The following is a 22,062-nucleotide window of genomic DNA, read 5'->3' as shown; positions in this document are numbered from 1 at the left end:
AATCAGGCTCAGTCTAATATGGACGAGGCCTGTTTTTTAATAGGATGTGTCAATACCGCACGCACTAAAGATACAAAATCACCTGCTCCTCTATGAACAGGTGATTAAAATATTAACTATAAAACATTTGTATATGATTTATACTTTTCCTTGACCTTTGGTGAGATATGATCATCTGTGATTACTGCATCCAAATCATCCAACTGATAGAAACAATAGAAAGAATAGCTGTCAAATTTGCTATTATCCGCCACAATGTACTTTTCAATCGCATTGTTCAAGATAATGGCATTGCCATTTCCTTCTTCTTCATTGGCAGTCGTGACATTATGACCGTCAATTCCATTGACACCAATAAATGCTTTAGAAACTTTGATTTCTTTCAATAATTTATTAGCAAATTGTCCGACAAACGTTTGTGTCTTCACCCGATAACGACCGCCAATCAGGATAATATCACAATTGGGATTATCTTTTAATTTTTCAAAAATAGGAAGCGAATTTGTCACAATACTCACACTTTTATCAGCCAAATAATCTCCGATAAAATCCGTCGTTGTTCCCGAACCGATAAAAACTGTATCACCAGAAAAAATCAAATTGGCACATTTTTGAGCAATTGTTCGTTTTTCTTCAATATTTAACATCGTTTTTTCAGTATGGGAGGCTTCATTCAAGCCATTTTTTACTTTTTTGTGAGCTCCTCCATGAACACGAGTCAACAAGCCTTGCTTTTCCAAATCAATCAAATCACGACGTATCGTCATATCTGTTACATCTAGCAACTCTTTCAATTTCTTGACAGAAACCACTCCCTGCTGATCCAATTCTTGGAGAATCACTCTATGCCGTCCTTCTTTCATTTTGTCTCCTTTCTAGTTTTATATAATTTTATTCCTCAAATATATTATACAACAATTTATTCATTTTGAAAAATTAAAAACAATATTTTTTTGATTTTTGTAAAATATTGTTTGACTTTGTTTTGTTTGTATTCTATAATTAAACTATACAAAACAAAAGGAGTCTAAATATGACAACAAAACAAAAAAAATTAAAACGTTTATGTGATAAAAACGGAATTATCGGCGCTTTAGCTATTGATCAACGAGGAGCTTTGCGTCGCATGCTTGGTGAAGATACTCCAGTTGAGCAATTGGAAACCTTTAAAGTGCTAGTTTCGAAATACTTAACAAAATACGCTTCTTCTATCCTTCTTGATCCAGAGTTAGGTTGGAAAGCGGCGGAAGCTCGTGATAAAAACGCTGGATTATTAGTTGCCTATGAAAAAACAGGTTATGACAAAACTGTTCCCGGTCGCTATCCTGACCTCGTCGAAAATGTCTCCGTCCAACGCCTCAAAGCAAATGGTGCTGATGCTGTGAAAGTCTTACTCTATATAGATATTGACGAAGCTAGAGCAGTCAATGACATCAAAGAAGCCTTTATCGAACGGATTGCTTCTGAATGTAAAGCAGAAGACATGCCATTTTTCCTTGAGTTGGTTTCTTATGATGCCAAGGTGACAGATGAAAAGGAATATGCCAAACTCAAACCTCGCAAAGTCATTGAAGCAGTGAAGCTTTACTCACAAGAACGATTTGGCGTAGATGTTCTCAAAGTTGAAGTTCCAGTCAATATGAAATATGTTGAAGGATTCGCAGAAAATGAAGTTCTTTACACCAAAGAAGAAGCTGCTGCCTTCTACAAAGAACAAAGTGATGCAACTTCTCTTCCATTTATTTTCTTATCTGCTGGAGTATCCGCACAGCTTTTCCAAGATACACTTCGCTTTGCTAAGGAATCCGGCTCAACTTTCAACGGTGTCCTTTGTGGCCGTGCAACTTGGGCTGGTGCTACCAAAGCCTATCAAGAAGGTGGCGAAGCTGCTACAATTAAATGGCTTGAAACAATAGGTAAACAAAATATTGTTGAATTAGATGCCGTTCTCCAAGAGACTGCTACGCCTATTGTATTTAAATAACTTTGTATCTCCTTATAAAAACATAAAAAGACGAATTGCTATTCGCCTTTTTATTATTGTATAATTACTTATCACCTTTATTACGGATGACAAAACCTGTTTTCTTCTCACTTGAAGTATTGCGAGGTTTTTTGTGATCTTTGCGGTAACGCTTTTCTTTGTCAAAGCGATCGTGGCGACCACTCTTTTTGTAATTGTCACGCCCATTAGTACGGTCACGACGATCATTACTACGACGCCCATTTTTGCTATTACGATTGCCTTTATTAGCTCCCGAAACATACTTAAATGGTAATGGCTTTTCACGCGCGATTTCTACTTCTGGTAGAGTGTCTGGATCTTGTACGGTTAAGGTCAATATATATAAAGCCAATTCTTCCGGTGTAAATTCAGTTGCCAACTTGCGAGCGTCTTTGCCAAACTTTTCAAATTGGTTGCGAATGTTTTCATCCGCAAAATCTCGCTCAATCTTTTTAAGTGCAACTTTTTTCTTAGCTTGAAAGGCTTCTTCTGCAGTGGCTGGTTTCATGCCTTTCATACGTTTTTTGGTCAAACTTTCAATGATTTGAAGATAACCCATTTCATTTGGTGCAACAAATGTAATGGACTGACCAGATTTTCCAGCACGACCTGTCCGCCCAATACGGTGTACATAACTTTCTGGGTCTTGTGGAATGTCATAATTGTAAACATGTGTAACACCAGAAATATCCAAACCACGCGCAGCAACGTCTGTCGCAACAAGAACATCTAAATTTCCGTTTTTAAAGTCGCGAAGAACACGGAGACGTTTTCCTTGGTCTAAATCACCATGAATCCCCTCTGCGCGGAAACCACGGATTTTAAGCCCACGAGTCAATTCATCAACTCGGCGTTTGGTACGCCCAAAAACGATAGAAAGTTCTGGTTGTTCCACATCCATGAGACGTGTCATGGTATCAAATTTTTCATTTTCTTTTACACGGATATAATATTGATCCACCAACTCCGTTGTCAATTCTTTTGCTGCAATTTTGACATGTGTTGGCTCTTTCATAAACTTCACGCCAATCTGCTTGATAGCATCTGGCATAGTAGCTGAAAAGAGAAGGGTCTGACGCTCTTCTGGCACGCGGGAGATGATTGCTTCAATGTCTTCTAAGAAACCCATATTGAGCATTTCATCCGCTTCATCTAAAATGAGCGTTTCTACATGATTGAGTTTCAGTGCTTTGCGCTTAATGAGGTCTAATAAACGTCCTGGAGTTCCAACGACAATGTGCGCACCTGAACGGAGAGCCTTGATTTGCTTTTCAATGCTGGATCCGCCATAAACAGAACGGACTTTCACACCTTTGCTTCGACCAAAGCGGAAGAGTTCCTCTTGACTTTGAACAGCCAATTCACGAGTTGGTGCAATGACTAAAGCCTGAACAATAGGATTTTCTGTGTTAATTTTTTCAAGAGTCGGAAAACCAAAAGCGGCTGTCTTTCCTGTACCAGTCTGAGCTTGTCCAATCACATCTTTTCCTGCCATAGCAAGCGGGATTGTTTGTTCTTGGATTGGGCTGGCTTCCACAAAGCCCGCTTTGTCAATTTCTGCTAACAATTCAGCAGATAAATGTAATTCATTAAATTTCAATTTTTTCTTCTTTCTAAAAAGGCAGTGCGAAGCTACCTTATAAAACATAGTTATTTGCAACCTATCTAGTATAACACAAAGAATGATAAAAAGATAGGTTTTATTTTTTACTTCCACGCCGTACGCATGAAGAAAATGCATGTAACCCTTTTTTCCGGAATACATGCATTTTTCAAAAAAATTTTCAAACAGATTTACCAATTAAAACTAAATACATTCATTTTGAATGAATTATAGCATAAATTATACTTAAAAAGTGATATTTATCGTGAAAACACGCTAATTGAAAACGATAATTTCTTCATGCGCTTGGCGTGTTTTACTTTTTATTGGCCAGCCATTTTAAAGCTTTGGTCAATACAACCCACAGAACGAGACTAATAACAACAATATAAATCCAAGCATTTTTATCATTAGACAATGGAAGTGGCACATTCATGCCAAAGAATCCCGTAATAACTGCAAGGACTGCTAAAAGGACTGAAATGATTGTTAAAACGGTTAAATTATCATTTAGATTATTGTTCAAAATGTTATTGTAGGAACCAGATAGTTGACTGAGAACTTGAGAAATCAAGTCTGTCATTGCTACTAACTGACGAGCTTCAATCATGACATCGTCAAACTGCTCTTTTTCAATCTCATCCAAATGACGATAAACAGCATGTCCTTTAATATGCTCCAATAACATGCGATTTTGCTTTGCAGCTGCTACCAAATAGACTATGGAAGTTTCTAAGTCTGCTAAAACAAAGAGATTTTTCTTGGTGGTCGTTTTGTGCAATAACTGATTAATATGATCCTTTGTCTCATCCATTTTTTCAATAATGGGATAATAAGAATTGCACACTAATTCTAAACTAGCAAATAGAAACTTGTACACTGTCACAGGTTCATGATGTTCAATATAGTTTTTCATCATATCTACGACATAAGTATTTGCTCGATTGCTGACTGTTAAGAGTTTGTCTTTCTGTACAATAAAGGTCATAGGAATAGTTTCATAATAGTCCTTATCCCTTTTTAAGTTTAATACGTTGAAAATAAAAACGACTGTTCCTGTTTCACGATTGTAATCCATATGTGCTCGTTCATTTTTATCTAGCGCGTACTCAATCGTTTCTTCATCAATATTGTATTCCTTATAAGAATCTGGATGTTGACTTAAAATATCTGCATCTAAGTTTATCCAAGACATTCCATTTTTCAACTCTTTTTCAATAAACACACTTTTCGCCTTTCTTGACTTTAAATAATCTAAAGGATTGAGAAAAACGCTCAATCCTTCATCAATCGTTATTGTACTTCTTTATCTAATGATTGATATGCTAACAAACGAACTCACTTAACCCAGTTCTGTTTCAAAAATCATTATGATAAAACTCCAACAATAGCATAGTTTTTAAGTGAATCACTTCATTAATATGCCGTGGCAAGTCTCACATCTTTTTAATTGAGTTTGAACTAAATCCTCTGAAGATAGATAAAGCTTCCTATTTTTCCTAGCGTTACGACACGGAGTCAGACGAATCAATTTTATTCGTCTGACGAAGTTAGTAAGGCAGTTAACTAGTCCGCCTACAGCGGCTAGCGTCCAACAATTAGGAACCTTCAGTTCCAATTGTTGGGACTGAGTTACGACACGAAGTCGAACAATTTGATTTTACTTATTCGACACAGTTAGTAAACCGTTTAGGCAGACCGCACATAGCGGCTGCCGTCCAATGACAGTAACTTCAGTTACTAGTCATTGGCAACGTCTTACATTTTCTCTAACTGAGTTCGAGCTAAATCCTCGGAAAATAGATAAATCCTCCTAGAAGCAATCGCTTCTTCGTCAGATTTCCTAATTTTCTATCGGATTTTTAACGCTCTCACATCTTCTCTTCCAACTTGACATCTGGATATTTATCGGCAAACCAGCGCAAGGCAAAGTCATTTTCAAAGAGAAAGACAGGCTGGTCAAAGCGATCCTTGGCTAAAATATTGCGGCTGGAGGACATACGCTCGTCCAGATCATCTGGTGAAATCCAGCGGACAGTCTTTTTGCCCATGGGTGTCATGACTACTTCGGCATTGTATTCATTTTCCATGCGGTACTTGAAGACTTCAAACTGAAGCTGACCGACAGCCCCCAGCATGTATTCACCGGTCTGGTAGTTGGTGTAGAGCTGAATGGCTCCTTCTTGGACCAATTGCTCAATTCCTTTGTGGAAGGACTTTTGCTTCATGACATTTTTAGCTGCAACCTTCATGAAAATTTCTGGGGTAAAGGTTGGCAGCGGTTCAAATTCAAACTTATTTTTACCAACTGTCAAAGTATCACCAACTTGATAAGTCCCTGTATCGTAAACACCAATGATATCACCGGCCACCGCATTTTCTACATTTTCACGTGATTCTGCCATAAACTGAGTGACATTTGAGAGTTTGACAGCTTTTTTGATACGGGTCAGATTTACACTCATACCGCGCTCAAATTCGCCCGATACGATGCGGACAAAAGCAATGCGATCACGGTGTCTTGGATCCATATTGGCTTGGATTTTAAAGACAAATCCTGAAAAATCCTTATCCAGCGGACTGATTTCCTGATTATCTGTGGTTTTGTGTCCATGAGGCTCTGGTGCAAACTCCAAGAAAGTGTCAAGAAAAGTCTGCACTCCAAAGTTAGTTAGGGCTGAACCAAAGAAGACAGGGGTTAATTCCCCATTAAAAATAGCTTCCTGTGAAAATTCATTTCCCGCTTCTTGTAGGAGTTCAATATCCTCCAAAACCTGAGCATAAAAGGGATTGTTGCCAAATATTTTTTCTCCCTCTTCGATGCTGGCAAAGCGTTCATCACCTTTATAGAGCTCCAGCCGCTGATTGTGCAAATCATAGAGACCTTCAAAGGATTTCCCCATCCCAATCGGCCAATTCATCGGATAGCTGGCAATACCAAGTACTTCTTCTAATTCTTCCAGCAAATCAAGGGGTTCACGTCCGTCGCGGTCCAGTTTATTGATAAACGTAAAGACTGGGATATTGCGGTGTTTGACAACCTCAAAGAGCTTTTTAGTCTGGGCTTCAATCCCTTTTGCAGAGTCCACCACCATGACTGCTGCATCCACAGCCATGAGGGTACGGTAGGTATCTTCTGAAAAATCTTCGTGCCCTGGTGTATCAAGAATATTGACCCGTTTTCCAGCATAGTCAAACTGCATGACAGAAGAGGTCACTGAAATCCCCCGCTGTTTCTCAATATCCATCCAGTCAGATTTGGCAAAGTTTCCGGTCTTCTTACCCTTGACCGTACCTGCTTCACGAATCTCGCCTCCAAAGTAGAGCAACTGCTCTGTAATCGTGGTCTTCCCTGCATCCGGGTGAGAGATAATCGCAAAAGTTCGGCGTTTTTTTATTTCATCTTGAATCGTCATTATATCCTCTTTTTCTTTTTTATACTTTTTCTTTCGATTTCTGTGAAAACTCTTATTACATTGGACTGCTCCTAACTTGTTTCAACCTACCTATTATAGCGGATTCAAAGGATTTTTTCAATTGCTTAGAACATATAAAAATCGCTCTGTTCGAGCGATTTTCTGTTTCTTGATACAAGAGACTACATTTTAGAATCTCACAATCACACTAGCAAAGAGAAAAATTACCAATATCATGATTAAAACCAGTAAATAAATAATCCGTTGTTTTCTCATTTGAAGTTCTTCTTTTTCTTCTTCCGTCATAGAAAAAACAGCCTTGTTTCGGTTTAATAAGTATAAAATCAAGCCTTCTCCCCGTTGACCGCCAGCTGCCAAAACTCCCCAGAACTTAGGATGTTTCATCCCGCGAACCGCAGAATCTAATTCAACTAGTTTAAACAATTGATACACAAACAGCCCATTTGTTACGACGAGTAAGCCAATCAAGGTCAATAGATACCAAGTCATGATAGAACCTCCTATATTTTACGAATAATTTGTACTAATATATAACCTGTGGTGCCAACCACCAGAGCTACTGCCAACAGGGTCAGCAGATAACTCTTGGAGATTGGAATGATAAAAATAAAGAAAAGGAATAAAAGACAAATATTACATATAAAAGCCAGTAAAATCTTTTGGTTGCTCTTTACAACGTTCGTCGAATTTTCTAAGTGCTGAATCATGCGCTCATCTCCTTTCAGCAATTCATCCAAACTAACCTGATACAAATCACTTAACTGCAAAACATACAAAATATCCGGATAAAATTTTTCTGTTTCCCAATTTGAAATAGTCTGTCTAGATACATTTAATTTTTCTGCGACATTTTCCTGTGTCAAGCCACTCATCTGACGTGCTTCTTTTAACTTTCTTCCAATTTCCATTACCTCACTCCTATCTTTCTACTTTTATTTTACTATTTTCGTTTATAAAATCTAGCAAAATTTTTTACATTGAGAAAAAACAATAAAAAATCCTGCCAAATAAATTTGACAGAGGATGTAATGCTTAAAGCTTTAAACTAATTTTGATTGCTTTTTCCATCGCCTTTTAAAATATTCATCAAAAAGGAGCAAAGCGGTGGCCAGAACCAGTGAGACAAGTACGTAATTCACCCAGATCCGGTCTCCTTTTATAAGCGGGGGATGAGTCATCAATCCATAATTTCCACCAGTGACGGCATTGACACCAACTAAAAACAAATCCAAGGCAAAAGTGTAGCCTACAATCACATACTTCTTCAAAATCTGCTTGTCATAGTGGTTGATAAGATAAACCAGCGAATTAATCAAGAGGCAGTAATGCCCCAGAAGAAATGAAAAACTAGTGATATGCGGAAAATCATAGGGGTCAAAAACTGGATAACCAATGGCAAAAATCGCCCCGCTGACACCTAAAAGAGCAAAATACTGTTTGCTTCGGCATTTATCTGGCAGCAGCAACATGGCAAACATGGCTAAGCGGCAATGATAAAAAGGCAGATTATTTGCAAATGAAATATGGAAACCAAAATACCAAGAATAAAGTATAACTAATTGAAAAGCTTGTAAATATTTAAAAGTTTTCTGATACAGTGGGGTTTGCGCATAGCGAACTGAAATATAAATGAGGAACAAGAGAATTCCTATCATCGTCACATAGCCCATAGCAGAAATGGGAGGCGGTGCTGTCTTTTGAGTCGTTAAAAAATCATTCAGCATAGCTTAATTTTCCTGTCTTACTGTTTCTCCTTGTTCTCGTCTAATTTGTTTAAAGATCAGAGAAACCACGAAAATTGCTAAAATCAAGATCAATGAAACAAAAATATAGTTAGCAATCATTCCATGACTTCCAACTAAAGGTGGTACTTTCAAAAATCCATAATTTCCACCACTCACCAAATTTACAAATAGTAATAAAAGATTCATACTAAAGCTAATCTCTCCAATTCGCCGTAAACTCAATAACTCGCTATCATAATGATTCAGCAAATAGGTGAGAGAATTTCCCAAAAGAGCATAGTGACCAATTAAATAGGAGACTAAAGTGATGTGAGGAAAAGCAAATGGGTCAAATAAAGGATAGACCAATGCACAAATAGGTCCAAATACTCCTAAAAGCGCAAAATACTGTTTATAGGTTGAAGAATCAGGCAGTAGCAAAACAGCAAACATCGCCAATCTGCAATGATAAAAAGGAAGTGATTCAGAAATTGGTGACAAGGTCACAATATACCAGCCATAAAGCACTAAAATTTGTAAACCTTGTACAGCTTTCAAAAAGTTCTGATAGCGCCTGTTTTTATGATATTTTACAGCACTATACATGACATAAATGATTCCTAAAAACATCATTCCATACCAAAATGGAGTTAATTGAGGGGCCTCCGTTTTATGACTTGTAAAAAATTCTTGTAGATTCATCTCCTACTCAACCATCCTATTACTTAATTCTTTGATAACACTCAGCTTTCTTGTTGTGGCGACAATACCTAACTTCTTTTCAAGAAAATTATTATTTAACTTCTTTTTTTTGGCATCTCTTGGTAAATACATATAAAGGCAAGCAGTTCCAACTGCAAATATTTCGTCCATAAAGTTCATTACTTGCAGTTCTGCCAATTGCTCCGTTGAAATGTAATTGTTTGTAAAAACGAGATGAATCCGTGACGAATCCAACTCCTCAGAAAAGGGATTTCCTAAAATAGCCCTTTCTAAATCGGACTTTTCTTTTACGATAATGGATAAATTTGCACCAATGCTTTCCAATATCACCTGATGCATGTGTTGTGCTAATTCTTCAGCTGGTAGGCTTGTTTCGCAAATCACATTACCTGATTGAATATAACTTGAAACATTATCTAAACCAGATTGTTCCAACATTTGAACCAAATCACTCATCTTAGGGATCCGATTTGGTCCTGTTGGCATCACGCCACGAAGGAGGGCAAGATACTGTACTTTATTGTTATCCGTCATTCTCCAATTTCTCCACTAAACTAGCTAAGTTCATAGAGTTACTTCCTTTTATCAGCAATTGGTCCGTTGGTTTGAGTGCTTCTTTAACAGCTTTTACTAAGTCAGAAAATTGATCTTTTTCAGCATTTTTTACAAAATAATGGGCTTTCCCAGGCGGGAAAATTTCCTTAGCATAGGCAAATAGAGCAGCCATGTCCTCTCCATAAAGGAAAATTTCTGAGAGAATTTCTGGATTTAGGCTGGTTATCATGGCACCGTGCATTTGTTTAGAATCAGCCCCCAATTCTTTCATATCAGCTAAAACTGCCAGTTTCCGACCTTTTTCATTAAACGGAATCGTTGAAAATGTCTCTAAAATCAATCGCATAGCGGTTGGATTGGCATTGTAAACATCTGAAAGGATATCTGCACCATTTTTAGCTTTCTTCCACTCGGTGCGATTTCGTGTTAATTCAAGCGTGGCAAATGCTTTTTGGATCTTATCTTGTGTTACTCCTTCTTTCAATGCCACATAAGCTGCAATCATGGCATTTGTTGCATTGTATTTTCCAGTTACTGGAAGGTCAATGGCGTTATCTAAGAAATTGGTTTCAAAACTCAAACTATCTTTTCGTTCTTCTAATTTCGTTAGGAAAATATCTTCGTCTGGACCAAAACGGACTACATTTAGCTGGCTCGGTAGAAAATCATTAATAATCTTGTCCGCTGGAACAACCAAAAGAGCCCCGTCTTTCATGCCGTCGACAATTTGCATTTTTCCTTTTGCAATTTCATAACGACTTTTAAAGAATTCTAAATGCGCTTCGCCAATCAGCGTCACAATACCTACTTTTGGCTGCGCAATTGTGGACAGAAGGTGAATATCCCCCATGTGATCTTGCCCCATTTCCAAAACCAATTTTTCGGTGTCATCTGGCATGTGTAAAACCGTATAAGGAAGACCAATTTCATTATTGTAGTTTCCTTGCGTTTTATAAGTCTTGTAAGTTGTTGACAAGAGGTGAGCCAGCATATCTTTGGTCGTCGTCTTACCGTTAGAACCCGTAACTGCAAAGACATCTACCTTCATTTTTTCCAGATAATACTGTGCCAAACGCTGCAATGCTGCCAACACATCATCAACTAAAATATAAGGATAGTCGTCCAATTCTTTTTCTGACAAGGTTGCCACAGCACCATTTTCAAATGCCGTCACAATAAAATCGTGCCCGTCACGTGCTCCTTTAAGAGGAAAAAACAAGTCTCCCTCTCCAATCAATCGACTGTCAAATTCTGCCTTTCCAAATGTACAATCTGGAAATTGATGAACATCATTTTGTGCTTTCAATACAGAAGCTACTTCATAGAACGTTAATTGCATTTTTTCACCTATATGTCTTAAATTTCTCTAACTCTCTCATTATACCACAGAATAACCTACTTTTACACACACTCGCCAAAGACATACTAAAACAATAGAAAAAAGAACCTTTTGGCTCTTTCAATCTTGTCTTACAACAAATGCTCTTCATGTTTTGTAAATGTTTCTTGCGCTAAGAGAACTAATTTCTCAATCAAATCTGTATAAGAAATGCCCATATTTTCCCAAAGCAGCGGATACATCGACCATTGAGTGAAACCTGGCATCGTATTTAGCTCATTAAGGAAAATCTCGCCCTTATCAGTATAAAAGAAATCGCAGCGAGCTAAACCAACACCGCCAATAGCATGGAAAGCTTTTTCTGCATATTGTCGCATAGTGGCAATGACATCTTCAGAGAGTTTTGCAGGAATATCCATGGTGATTTTGTTGTCAATGTACTTGGCTTCGTAGTCATAGAAAGCAACATCTTTCACTACCTCACCTGGCAAACTGCTTTTGACTCCTTCATTCTCAAGTAAACCAACTTCAATTTCACGCGCATTGACACCTTGCTCAATCAAGACACGGCTATCATATTTGAAAGCCAATTCAAGAGCAGAGCGCAATTCATCTTGATTTTCAGACTTAGAAATGCCGACACTAGAGCCCATATTTGACGGTTTTGTAAAAACTGGATAAGTTAGATTGGCTTCTACTGCTGCAATCTTTTCGTCTATATTTTCCCCTTCAATCACTGCTACATAGGGAACTTGCGGAATGCCAGCAGAAGCTAACACTCGTTTTGTCGTGATTTTGTCCATAGCCACACTAGAAGAAAGGATATTGCAACCCACATAAGGCATTTTCAACACTTCAAGAAATCCTTGGATAGACCCGTCTTCTCCCATTGGACCATGAAGAACGGGGAACACAACTGCCCCTTCTTCGTAAATATCACTTGGTTTAATCTTTTGACTTTCAACAACACTATCGTTTGTCATTAATTTTTCATTGTCAGCAGGTTTGCTTGAAAATTCTTGCGTCTTGATAAAGTCACCCGCTTGTGTGATAAAATAAGTCTTCACAAAGAATTTATCATAGTCAATCGCACGCATGACACTCTCCGCTGATAAGACAGAGACCTTTCGTTCGGCACTGCGACCACCGTAAAGGAGAATAATTTGTTGTTTTGCCATTTTTATACCTAACCTTCTTATCTTAAAAGAAATTTACAAATTTAATCGCTTTTTAGTATATCATATTTTAGATTGTTTTTGAATAGAAAAAGAGCTTCCATTTTCTTTTAAAGGAAAGCTCTATTTTCTTTTTTACAATTCTGTGCGATTCTCAATAGCCCGAAGCAGTGTTACTTCGTCTGCATATTCAATATCAGAACCAACTGCTAATCCACGAGCCAGGCGCGTTACCTTGATACCAGCTGGCTTTAACACCCTCGAGATATACATGGAAGTCGCTTCCCCATCTGCTGTCGCATTGGTTGCCACAATTACCTCTGTTACCTCACTATCCATCAACCGTGTAATGAGACTTTTCAGATTGATGTCGTCTGGTCCAATACCATTCATAGGAGAAATCAATCCCTGCAAAACATGGTACAAACCATGGTATTCTTGAATATTTTCCATAGCAGATACATCTCGGCTATCTTCTACAACCAAAATAGTAGATTGATCCCGTGTCTCATCGGTGCAGATAGCACAAGGATCATCATCCGTTAGATTACCACAAATAGAACAATAGGTCAGCTCACGTTTTGCTGCAAGCAAATTTTTAGCAAATTCATTGACATCATCATCACTCATACCAATGGTATAAAACGCCAAACGCGTTGCTGTTTTTATGCCAATTCCTGGTAATTTTGAAAAGCTATCAATCAATTTTGCAATCGGTGTTGGATAAAGCATAGTATCCTTTCTAATTCATTGAATGCTGTTGATGATACAAGTTAATAATATCACGAGTTATACTATGGCTAACGGTTGACGATAAGTTTGTATTGTGCGGGAACACAACTGCCACTGCAATCTGCGGGTTGTTACTTGGCGCATAAGCCACTACATTCGTATTAATGGCTTCCTTTCCACCTGCAAAGGTTTCTGCCGTCCCTGTTTTGGCGCTAATCGGCACTGCTTCACCTTGTGACAAAGTACGCCCTGTAGTAAATCCGCTTGTACCATGAACTACCTGATAAAAACCTTGTCGAATCAAATCCATATTCTCTTTTGAAATATCAACTTTATTCAGCTCTTTGGTTGACTTGGATTCAATCAGCTTTCCAAGCCCGCCCGTCTCATTGTTGTCATAAATTCCTTCTACTAAGTGTGGTGCAATACGAGTACCGCCATTAGCTACCGTTGCAGCATATTGCGCCAACTGCATTGGAGTATAGTTATCAAACTGCCCAAAAGCATTGGTTAAGTAGTTCGCAAACGTATAATTCTTAGGTGTGTAGCCTTCTGATTCACTTGGCAAATCAATTCCTGTAGATGCCCCCAAGCCATATTGAGCAAAAGCTTTACGCAATTTGTCCATAGAGGAGTTCAAATTCGTCAAATCAATTGCCATATTGGGCGTATAAGGCGTTCCCATCATATTTAAAGCTAGCTGAACCATATAAGTATTGGATGAATATTCTAGTGCCTCTAAAGCCGTAATTTGGCGAGCCCCATATTGTGTGAACCAAGAAGTGATGGCAGAGGAACCTCCAAAAGAAATCGGTTGATCTGTCAGAACTTGGTTACCTGTGATAGCTCCAGATTCCCAGCCAGCTGTTAAAGTAGCTCCTTTCACCACAGAACCCGGCACAAAGTTGTTCATAATCGTTCCAAGAGAGTCTGTTGTTAGTTCTCCTGTATTGGTATCGTGCTTCAGACCAGCCATGGCTAAAATAGCACCCGTTTTAGGATTCATCGCAACAGCATAGACCCCTTCAGAATATGTCGCATTTCCGCTCGCTAATTCCGCACTAAAATACTTTCTCAAAATGTCTTCTACACCGTTCTGAAAAGCTAAATCTGTTGTTAATTTTAGATTATTTCCCTTACTACCATTGAAAATATTTTTCACGCTTTCCATATTTCCATTTTTATCAAGATTGATTTCTTTGACTGCGCGTTTTCCTTGAAGTGTAGACTCATATTGTTTTTCCAAATAACTCGTCCCAACACGATCATTAAGGGAATAGCCTTTTTTCAAATAAGTATCCACTTCTTCTGCGGGCAGCCCTGCCTTTTCACTTGAAACACTTCCGATGATAGAAGACAAAGAAGTATCCAACACTTTCCTGTCCCAGCTGGTGGTAATACTGATACCAGACAGTTCTTTCGAGCTAGAGGCGATTGTCGCAATCTGATCAGCTGATAAATCATCCGTACGAATATTTCCCGTCTCAAAATTAGAAATAGCATTCATCTGACTAAACAAATAAATAGCTTTTTTATCTTCATCTGAGTAGTTTAACTTTGCTACATCAACACTCTTAACGGCATTATTATAAATCTTAGACTCTGCCAAACGATTTCCATCTGTACCATATTTTTTATTTTTAGGTAGCTGATTAACGACCTTCTTATAAACCTCGCTGTCTGCCAAATAATAATCTACTTGTTGACGCTCAGTAACATCTGCGCTGGAAATAGAAACCAATGGAAGCAATTTTTGAGCAATTTCTTTAATCTCTGCAGCCGTCATTTTGTTGCTACGTGTGAAAGAGACAACTTGTTTGGTTGTATTTTCCACCAAAGGTTTCCCACTCGCATCATAAATCTGACCCCGAACCGAACTGGTTGTCACTTTAGTCTTGCTAGCTGTCGCTAATTTTTTTGTATAAAAATCTCTATGGGCAACCTGCATATAGCCCAAACGCACAATTAAACTCATAAACAGTAAAATCACAATTCCAAATAATAAATTCAAGCGTCGTGGGATTGAATGGCTATTAAATGTTCTTTTTTTCTTAGACATGGTATCTCTCATTCTAGTCAAAATGCTATCTTTTATTGTACCATAAATCCACCTAAATGAAGTCGTGGAAAATGGAAAACATTGATAAAAAACACAGCTAAAAAATGAAAGCTTTGCATAATATTAAAAAGCCCTGCTTACGCAGAGCCTCTTAATATTATATTGGACTTATTTTCCAAGATTATTTACTTGCTAAATATTACAGCAAAGTAGTATAGTCTAACTTCTTTTTCTACTCACTAATCATCTAAAATAATACAAACTGAAACAAGTATAGGAAACATAAAGGGTAGTAAAACAGGAACTAAATAGATGAGTTCAGCAGGCAAGAAAATAGTATCTTATTGGGTGCTATTTTTTACATATTTTACTTTTTATTTGCGCTTATCTAATTTTAAAATTTCATTATATACATCTTTAATTGTTAAATCAATATCTTTTTGATTCAAGTTTAGAATAGGAGAATTCTGTAGTTTTAGACTTTCGGTTTTACTATATTTAGTTTCTTGCGGTTTAAAATAAGTTTGAAAAATTAGTGACATAAAAATCTACCTCCTCTTTCTATTAGAATACTCCAAATTTTTAGAGATGTCAAAATATTCCTTCCTGTTAATCCAAATTGGTCCATCTCCTTTCGATATCACTAAAACATCGACTGGTCCACCTACTGTTTCAAGTGAATCTGTTATATGACGTTTAAAAGATGTTAAGTTTACTAAAGTTTCAGCCATATTTGCTAGTTCTGGTAACGCTAACGTTCTTACAACACCCAAAATTGGATTTATAAATTGTTGTTTCTGCTGTTCACTAATCTGAGTGATTATATTATACTTCTCATCTTCTGATAAATTATTTAGCCCAATAATCGACTGACTTACTACTTTATTCATAAAGGGATCCATCCCTGTCAAGATAGTTGAAATCATATCTGATTGGGCAAATGGAACAATGGAGGCATCGCTGTTTAGAAGGTCCACATTGTTACTATTAGTCTTTTCAATTTTTATTTCATCTCTAAAAGCATAACTTATTTCATATGATACCAAAGAAGGAAATAATTCTTCACTACCGTATCCACCTATAACTACCCCAGAAATCGAATCAAAACTATTTTTAGAAATTACAATTTGGTATGACAATTCTATAAAGATATCCGTTATTTTTTGTAAATGCTCGTCTGCCAAGTAAACATTCTCTCGTAATATACTTTTACAATATTCTGAGAAGTCTGAGTCAAAAGTTCTCTTATCAAGATTTTCTAATAATATAATATCGTTATCTGTGTTAAGGTTTTCAATAATAATTTCCGAAATAATTTCAATTATTTTTTCTTGAGAAATTGGGAGTTCTGGATTATCCGCCTGTATATTATTGACTTTTTTACTTGAAACCTCCAACAACTTCTGTAGTAATGATAAAATGACAGATTGAATCATTCGTTGTGAAATAGTATCATTTTTGAATTTTTCATTTTTAAGAAATTCAAGAAAAGCTACGGAGCAATCTTCCAATCTATCAAATATTTTAGTACAATACTCTTTCCTAAATTCCTTGATAATAATTTCCCAAGGTATATCCATAAACTCAGCATTCCCATAAATCATAATCCCGATATCATGATGTCCACCAAGAGAAAACAGTTTATTTACTGCGTTATATGTTTTTGCTTGTCCCTGTCCAAAACTAACAGTTACCGCACTATCAGCTGCTAGGACGATACCATGCTTGTTTAATATACTAATCTCAGCCGTCATATTCCACCTCTTTTAATAAATCTAGCTTACCTGTTCGCCCTCTAAGGGTACAACTGCCAAAGTTTTCCCAAGACTTGCCAAGACTTTTAAAACAGTATCAAGTTGTGGACTTGTCTTACCTGTTTCCATTCTAGCAATAACTGGCTGACTTACTCCGCTTAGTTCCTCAAGTTTTTTCTGACTGATCCCTTTTTCATTTCTAGCATCAATCAGCTCACTCATGATTGCCACGCGCATATCACTCTCCAAAATTTCCTCTTTGGAAAAAAGTTCAGCTCTCACATCTTTCCAGTTACTACCAATTGCACTATTTTTCATTGTATAGCCCTCTTTCTTTTAAGTCGCGTAATTCACGCTTTGCTTGTTCAATTTCTCGTTTTGGTGTTTTCTGCGTCTTTTTCATAAAATGATGCAACAATACAAAGTTGCCATCAATCCAAGCAACAAATAATATCCTATCCCTCAATGGTCTAAGCTCCCAAATTTCAGCATCTAAATGCTTAATATACGGTTCTCCTGCGCGTGTACCACGTTGGCTTAGTAGTTCGATATAGTCATTTATCTTGTTTAGTTTGATACGACTATCCTTGCCTTTTTTGCTGGCAAGTTCACGCATATAATCTAAAACCGGCTCATTCCCGTTTTTATCTTTGTAAAAATAGATATTATGCATCAAGATACCTCTTTTCTTAGTTCTATTATAACTCAAAAGTTATTAAATGTAAATACTTTTAAGTTATTAAATTCTTTTCTAAGTACTTTTTCCTAACTTTAATTCTCACACTTCTTCTTTTTTAGATGCGGTTACTTTTCTTCTTTTGTTGGCTTATTTGTTTGGGTTAGATCTTTTATCCCATCTCTAGGCAATTTCCGACCTCCTTTCAAACAGAAATATCACAAGTATTTCTACTCATGATTTCATTGTATGTTATAAAAATAAGGATGCTTTAAGCTATTTTTAGCAGCTTTTCAATATTATTAAGTAACTCCCTATATTTAGGATTGTCATTTTTATTGTTGATAAGATACTCATTTGCGACAATGTTTAGAGATTGATAAAGGCCACCCATGATGCCAGATTGTTCATCTGTCATTTTGTCTATTTTTGAATATTTATTATAATACATCTTGCAATTCTCATAGATACGTTCGTTCAATTTATCATACAAATCAATCATTTTCTAATTCTCCTATCTATTATTTTTCAACAAAGTTAAACTATTTATAGACCCTAAATCCAGCCAGTTGCGATCCATACAATAAAAACCCCATCTCTGGGGCTAAAATAAGTAGTCGGACAGATTTGCACCGCCATTTCTCTGTAATAGAGCGTATTCCTTCTTCAAACCACTGCTCTACTTACCCTGTTCTTATTATCTCATATCTTATTGACTTTAGCAATAAAATCAATTTTTTACTAACTTATGATAAGTAGATATATCAGATAATGGAATAATACTAAAATATAAAACTTTGTTAGCTACTGGATGTCGTATCGGTGAGTTGTTAGCTCTTGAGTGGTCTGATATTGACCTAAACAAAGGAACTATTAGCATTACCAAAACAATTAACCGATACAATAAAACTAATAGTCCAAAGTCTAAATCTGGAATAAGAGATATTGAGATTGATAAAGCTACTATCCTTATGCTAAAACAATACAACAAGCGCCAACAAATACAATCATGGCAGCTAGGGCGCTCTGAAACAGTTGTATTCTCTGTATTTACAGAAAGGTACGTTGAAACCAACGCATTACGTAAAAGACTCAAAAAACATTTTAAAGCTGCTGGAGTATCTGATATAGGATTTCATGGTTTTCGTCATACTCATGCTACTATCATGTTATATAGCGGTATAGAACCTAAAGACTTACAATATCGCTTAGGCCATTCTAATATTTCAATGACTTTAGATACCTATGTTCATGCTACCAAAGAGGGAGCAAAAAAAGCCGTCTCAATATTTGAGGCAGCTATCAATAATTTATAAGGGTGTTCCATTTTGGAACTACCCTATTACTATACAAAAATCACAAAATCTAAAGCACAGGGTAGTTAAAAGGGTAGTAAAATCAAAAAACACTCTAGGAGTACAGCCTAGAATGCCTTTAAATAAAGGATTTTCACCCTTTAAACTATCAAAATACTTATTTTCCAAGATAGTATTCTTTCACTAGATTCAATTTTTCATCAAATTCAAATACAAGTGGTGGGAAGTTAGGAATTTCCACATTCATGATTTCGTCATCTGACAATTTTTTGATGTGTTTTACAAGGGCACGAATAGAATTACCATGTGCACCTACGAATACATTTTTACCGTCTTTCAAAGCTGGAGCGATTTTATCTTCCCAGAATGGAAGAGCGCGTTCCAAGGTTACTTTCAAGTTTTCTGCATCTGGAATAACTGAGTCATCAAGATTTGCATAACGACGATCAGTGTGTGCTGAATATTGATCATCTTTTGCCATAGCTGGTGGCAATACATCATAAGAACGACGCCAAATATGAACTTGTTCGTCACCCCATTTTTCAGCTGCTTCAGCTTTGTTTTGACCTGTCAAACCTCCATAGTGACGTTCATTCAAACGCCATGACTTTTCAACTGGCACCCAAAGTTGACCTGCCGCTTCAAGGGCAAGATTTGTTGTTTTGATAGCGCGTGTCAAAACAGATGTGTAAGCTTGGTCAAACTCAATACCAGCTTCTTTAATCAATTTACCAGCATCAATAGCTTGTTGCGTCCCTTTTTCAGACAAATCAACATCAGCCCAACCTGTAAAGAGGTTTGCTTTGTTCCATTCAGACTCACCGTGGCGAGCAAAAACTAATTTTACCATTAGATATCTCCTTTGATTTTTGAAAACTGTCTCACAGTCACTCCTATATTTTACAAAATTTTTTCAAAAAAATCCAGTACCAACGGGAGAATATTCCATTTTTGCCAATTTTCTTTATTCAAGTAGTGTACATGAATATCCTAACCATTTTTCAAACAATTCGGACAAATTCCATACATCAAAACTTGTGTCTTTGTAATTTTATAACCTGTTTGTTCTTCAGCTTCACGCTTCAAATCAGGAATATCCACATCTTCAAAGTCTGCAATTCGATCACATTTTTCACAGACAACATTCAGATGTTCATGCCCCATAAAATCAAAATAGGTTGTCTTATCATGGCTAATTTTAATTTCTTCTACAAAGCCCTCTTCCACCAAAACTTTGAGATTGTTATAAACTGTTGCCAAACTCATATTAGGAAAGTCTGGAAGTAAATCATGATAAATTGCTTCCGCACTTGGGTGTTCATGCGTCCGAATCATATAGGCAATGATTGCCTTTCTAGTCTCTGTAATACGCACTCCCTTTGTTTTCAATCGTTGAATAACGTTTTCATAATCACCTTGAACTGTGGTTTCTAAATAAGGATGTGAGTTCATTTCCTACCTGCTCATGATTTTTTCCTTTATTATATCACGAAAATAGAAAAATGCATATTTAGAATGATTGTAAATAAACGCAAATGATAAAGTTAGTCTCCTTGTCTGCCCTTTTACAAGAAAAAAACTATTGCTCAACGCCGAAACGTTGAAACAATAGTTTTTTTAAAATTGCATTATTTAACAGCATCTTTAAGAGCTTTACCTGCTTTAAATGCTGGTACTTTAGAAGCTGCAATTGTGATTTCTGCACCAGTTTGTGGGTTGCGGCCTTTACGAGCTGCACGTTCACGAACTTCAAAGTTACCAAAACCAATCAATTGAACTTTTTCACCAGCTGCAAGGTATTCAGTTACTGCTGCAAATACCGCATCAACTGCTGCTGCTGAATCTTTCTTAGTCAATTCTGTAGCTTCTGCTACTTTTGCAATCAAATCTTGTTTGTTAGCCATTTAACAAATCCTCCAAAATATTTTATGAATTAGTAGTCACTAACTCTAACAAGTATTATCATATCTAAAAAATGTTATTAGGTCAAGCACAAAACGAACTTTTTTCAATTTTTCCAAAGATATCAAACTTATTCATAGCGAACGAGGATTGCCCACGCATTTTCACCTGTATGTGTTTGAATAATAGAACCAGTCTCCAAAACAGAAATCGTTTTTTCCACACACGGTTGCAAAATCTGTTTCATTTCGTTCGCCAATTCGGCAGTTCCTGCATACGAAATTCCAATCTCTGCTACTTTTTTATCTTTTAAGCTTTCAACTAAATCATTAACCCATTTTTTGAAGGTTTTTACACCACGCCCCTTAACAATCGGTTGTAATTCATGGTTTTTCATTTGCATAACTACTCGAATATTAAGCAACGAACTGAGAAGCCCAGTCACACGACCAATACGACCACCTTTTACAAGATTTTCAAGCGTTGACACACCGATATACAATTCTGTTTTTTCACGTACTTCTTCGATTCTTGCTAAAATAGCATCAAAGTCTGCACCTTCTTTTGCTAGTTTTGCAGCTTCAACCACTTGAAACTTCAAAGCTTGATCCGTAAAAGAGCTATCAATCACTGTTACATCTACATTTGCCAAGGTTGCCCCTTGTCGTGCAGCTTCGACCGTTCCAGACAAAGCATGCGACATATGGATAGAAATGATTTTATCGGCAGTTTCTCCGAGTGTTTCAAAGATTTCTGCAAAAACACCAACTGGTGGTTGACTGGTTTTCGGTAGATTTTTGCTTGACTGCATCAAACGAAGAAACTCTCCTTCTTTTAAGTCAGCGTCTGAATAAACAACACCGTCTACCATTACAGACAAAGGGACGATTGTAATCTCTAAATCCTCTACAACTTGCGGTTCAATCGTAATAGATGAATCCGTTACAATTTTGATTTTTGTCATGGTTTTCCTACTTTTATAAATTTTATCTATTTAATTTATTATATCAAAAAAATAACTTTTTGTGGAATAATTTTTCTGGATAAAATGTGTAAAAGGTG

At 36.8% G+C, this 22,062-nt stretch carries 23 protein-coding genes and 1 pseudogene; 2 read left to right on the top strand and 22 right to left on the bottom strand.

Annotation, left to right across the window (positions count from 1 at the left end; all coding sequences use genetic code 11):
- Positions 1-116: 116 nt before the first annotated feature.
- Complete coding sequence (locus tag HMPREF2634_RS06980; RefSeq protein WP_003023761.1) at positions 117-863, bottom strand: DeoR/GlpR family DNA-binding transcription regulator; 747 nt, start codon at positions 861-863, stop codon at positions 117-119.
- Positions 864-1,033: 170 nt separating this feature from the next.
- Here HMPREF2634_RS06980 and lacD point away from each other — a divergent pair, with 170 nt between their 5' ends.
- Positions 1,034-1,984: a tagatose-bisphosphate aldolase gene (lacD, locus tag HMPREF2634_RS06975; RefSeq protein WP_003023759.1), complete on the top strand. Its 951-nt coding sequence runs from the start codon at positions 1,034-1,036 to the stop codon at positions 1,982-1,984.
- A gap of 64 nt (positions 1,985-2,048) precedes the next feature.
- On the opposite strand, the gene HMPREF2634_RS06970 is transcribed toward lacD, so the two are convergent.
- The 17 genes from HMPREF2634_RS06970 to HMPREF2634_RS06895 all read right to left on the bottom strand — a co-directional run bounded on the left by HMPREF2634_RS06970 (position 2,049) and on the right by HMPREF2634_RS06895 (position 18,284).
- Positions 2,049-3,605, bottom strand: coding sequence for a degradosome RNA helicase CshA (locus HMPREF2634_RS06970; protein ID WP_041784025.1), 1,557 nt, complete (start codon positions 3,603-3,605; stop codon positions 2,049-2,051).
- Between the two features lie 319 nt (positions 3,606-3,924).
- Complete coding sequence (locus tag HMPREF2634_RS06965) at positions 3,925-4,833, bottom strand: magnesium transporter CorA family protein (protein WP_021001920.1); 909 nt, start codon at positions 4,831-4,833, stop codon at positions 3,925-3,927.
- Positions 4,834-5,479: 646 nt separating this feature from the next.
- Positions 5,480-7,024 (bottom strand): peptide chain release factor 3, encoded by a 1,545-nt coding sequence (locus HMPREF2634_RS06960; protein ID WP_021001921.1) that lies wholly within the window; start codon positions 7,022-7,024, stop codon positions 5,480-5,482.
- A 189-nt stretch (positions 7,025-7,213) separates the two neighbouring features.
- Positions 7,214-7,534 carry a hypothetical protein gene (locus HMPREF2634_RS06955; protein ID WP_021001922.1) on the bottom strand — a complete coding sequence of 107 codons (321 nt, stop codon included), beginning with the start codon at positions 7,532-7,534 and terminating at the stop codon, positions 7,214-7,216.
- An 11-nt stretch (positions 7,535-7,545) separates the two neighbouring features.
- Positions 7,546-7,953 carry a helix-turn-helix transcriptional regulator gene (locus HMPREF2634_RS06950; protein WP_003023750.1) on the bottom strand — a complete coding sequence of 136 codons (408 nt, stop codon included), beginning with the start codon at positions 7,951-7,953 and terminating at the stop codon, positions 7,546-7,548.
- Between the two features lie 132 nt (positions 7,954-8,085).
- Positions 8,086-8,766 carry a YwaF family protein gene (locus HMPREF2634_RS06945; protein ID WP_171004459.1) on the bottom strand — a complete coding sequence of 227 codons (681 nt, stop codon included), beginning with the start codon at positions 8,764-8,766 and terminating at the stop codon, positions 8,086-8,088.
- A 6-nt stretch (positions 8,767-8,772) separates the two neighbouring features.
- A complete protein-coding gene (locus tag HMPREF2634_RS06940) occupies positions 8,773-9,471 on the bottom strand; it encodes a YwaF family protein (RefSeq protein ID WP_003023748.1) in 699 nt (232 codons plus the stop codon).
- A 3-nt stretch (positions 9,472-9,474) separates the two neighbouring features.
- Entirely contained in the window at positions 9,475-10,026 is a 552-nt protein-coding gene (locus HMPREF2634_RS06935; RefSeq protein WP_021001923.1) for a DUF1697 domain-containing protein, read from the bottom strand.
- The gene (gene murF / locus HMPREF2634_RS06930) at positions 10,016-11,386 is read right to left on the bottom strand and encodes a UDP-N-acetylmuramoyl-tripeptide--D-alanyl-D-alanine ligase (protein WP_021001924.1); all 1,371 of its coding nucleotides are present in this window, start codon (positions 11,384-11,386) and stop codon (positions 10,016-10,018) included. Before murF ends, HMPREF2634_RS06935 begins: the two co-directional genes overlap by 11 nt.
- Positions 11,387-11,517: 131 nt before the next feature.
- The gene (locus HMPREF2634_RS06925) at positions 11,518-12,564 is read right to left on the bottom strand and encodes a D-alanine--D-alanine ligase (protein ID WP_021001925.1); all 1,047 of its coding nucleotides are present in this window, start codon (positions 12,562-12,564) and stop codon (positions 11,518-11,520) included.
- A gap of 132 nt (positions 12,565-12,696) precedes the next feature.
- Positions 12,697-13,293, bottom strand: a complete 597-nt coding sequence (recR, locus tag HMPREF2634_RS06920; RefSeq protein WP_021001926.1) for a recombination mediator RecR — start codon at positions 13,291-13,293, stop codon at positions 12,697-12,699.
- 10 nt (positions 13,294-13,303) lie between these two features.
- Positions 13,304-15,364, bottom strand: a complete 2,061-nt coding sequence (gene pbp2b, locus HMPREF2634_RS06915) for a penicillin-binding protein PBP2B (RefSeq protein ID WP_021001927.1) — start codon at positions 15,362-15,364, stop codon at positions 13,304-13,306.
- Positions 15,365-15,726: 362 nt separating this feature from the next.
- A complete protein-coding gene (locus HMPREF2634_RS10015; RefSeq protein ID WP_003023739.1) occupies positions 15,727-15,894 on the bottom strand; it encodes a hypothetical protein in 168 nt (55 codons plus the stop codon).
- A gap of 6 nt (positions 15,895-15,900) precedes the next feature.
- Positions 15,901-17,106 (bottom strand): hypothetical protein, encoded by a 1,206-nt coding sequence (locus tag HMPREF2634_RS06910; protein ID WP_003023737.1) that lies wholly within the window; start codon positions 17,104-17,106, stop codon positions 15,901-15,903.
- A 21-nt stretch (positions 17,107-17,127) separates the two neighbouring features.
- Entirely contained in the window at positions 17,128-17,424 is a 297-nt protein-coding gene (locus HMPREF2634_RS06905; RefSeq protein ID WP_003023736.1) for a helix-turn-helix domain-containing protein, read from the bottom strand.
- Entirely contained in the window at positions 17,414-17,779 is a 366-nt protein-coding gene (locus HMPREF2634_RS06900; RefSeq protein ID WP_003023734.1) for a type II toxin-antitoxin system RelE/ParE family toxin, read from the bottom strand. Before HMPREF2634_RS06900 ends, HMPREF2634_RS06905 begins: the two co-directional genes overlap by 11 nt.
- A 274-nt stretch (positions 17,780-18,053) precedes the next feature.
- Complete coding sequence (locus HMPREF2634_RS06895) at positions 18,054-18,284, bottom strand: hypothetical protein (RefSeq protein ID WP_003023732.1); 231 nt, start codon at positions 18,282-18,284, stop codon at positions 18,054-18,056.
- A 277-nt stretch (positions 18,285-18,561) separates the two neighbouring features.
- Between HMPREF2634_RS06895 and HMPREF2634_RS06890 the strand changes: the two are divergent.
- Positions 18,562-19,098, top strand: a pseudogene (locus HMPREF2634_RS06890) (site-specific integrase); the annotation flags it as partial.
- Between the two features lie 157 nt (positions 19,099-19,255).
- Here HMPREF2634_RS06890 and HMPREF2634_RS06885 read toward each other — a convergent pair.
- From HMPREF2634_RS06885 to HMPREF2634_RS06870, 4 genes are all read right to left on the bottom strand, one after another.
- Positions 19,256-19,948: a phosphoglycerate mutase gene (locus tag HMPREF2634_RS06885; RefSeq protein WP_003023729.1), complete on the bottom strand. Its 693-nt coding sequence runs from the start codon at positions 19,946-19,948 to the stop codon at positions 19,256-19,258.
- 140 nt (positions 19,949-20,088) lie between these two features.
- A complete protein-coding gene (locus tag HMPREF2634_RS06880; protein ID WP_070836418.1) occupies positions 20,089-20,550 on the bottom strand; it encodes a Fur family transcriptional regulator in 462 nt (153 codons plus the stop codon).
- Between the two features lie 176 nt (positions 20,551-20,726).
- Complete coding sequence (locus HMPREF2634_RS06875; protein ID WP_003023726.1) at positions 20,727-21,002, bottom strand: HU family DNA-binding protein; 276 nt, start codon at positions 21,000-21,002, stop codon at positions 20,727-20,729.
- Positions 21,003-21,130: 128 nt separating this feature from the next.
- Positions 21,131-21,964, bottom strand: coding sequence for a DegV family protein (locus HMPREF2634_RS06870; RefSeq protein ID WP_003023725.1), 834 nt, complete (start codon positions 21,962-21,964; stop codon positions 21,131-21,133).
- Positions 21,965-22,062 lie beyond the last annotated feature (98 nt).

This window comes from Streptococcus sp. HMSC034B03, from assembly GCF_001838575.1.
Classification (GTDB): Bacteria; Bacillota; Bacilli; order Lactobacillales; family Streptococcaceae; genus Streptococcus; species Streptococcus anginosus.
Note: the sequence above shows the minus strand (reverse complement) of the source record. Positions and strands in the feature narration are given on the sequence as shown.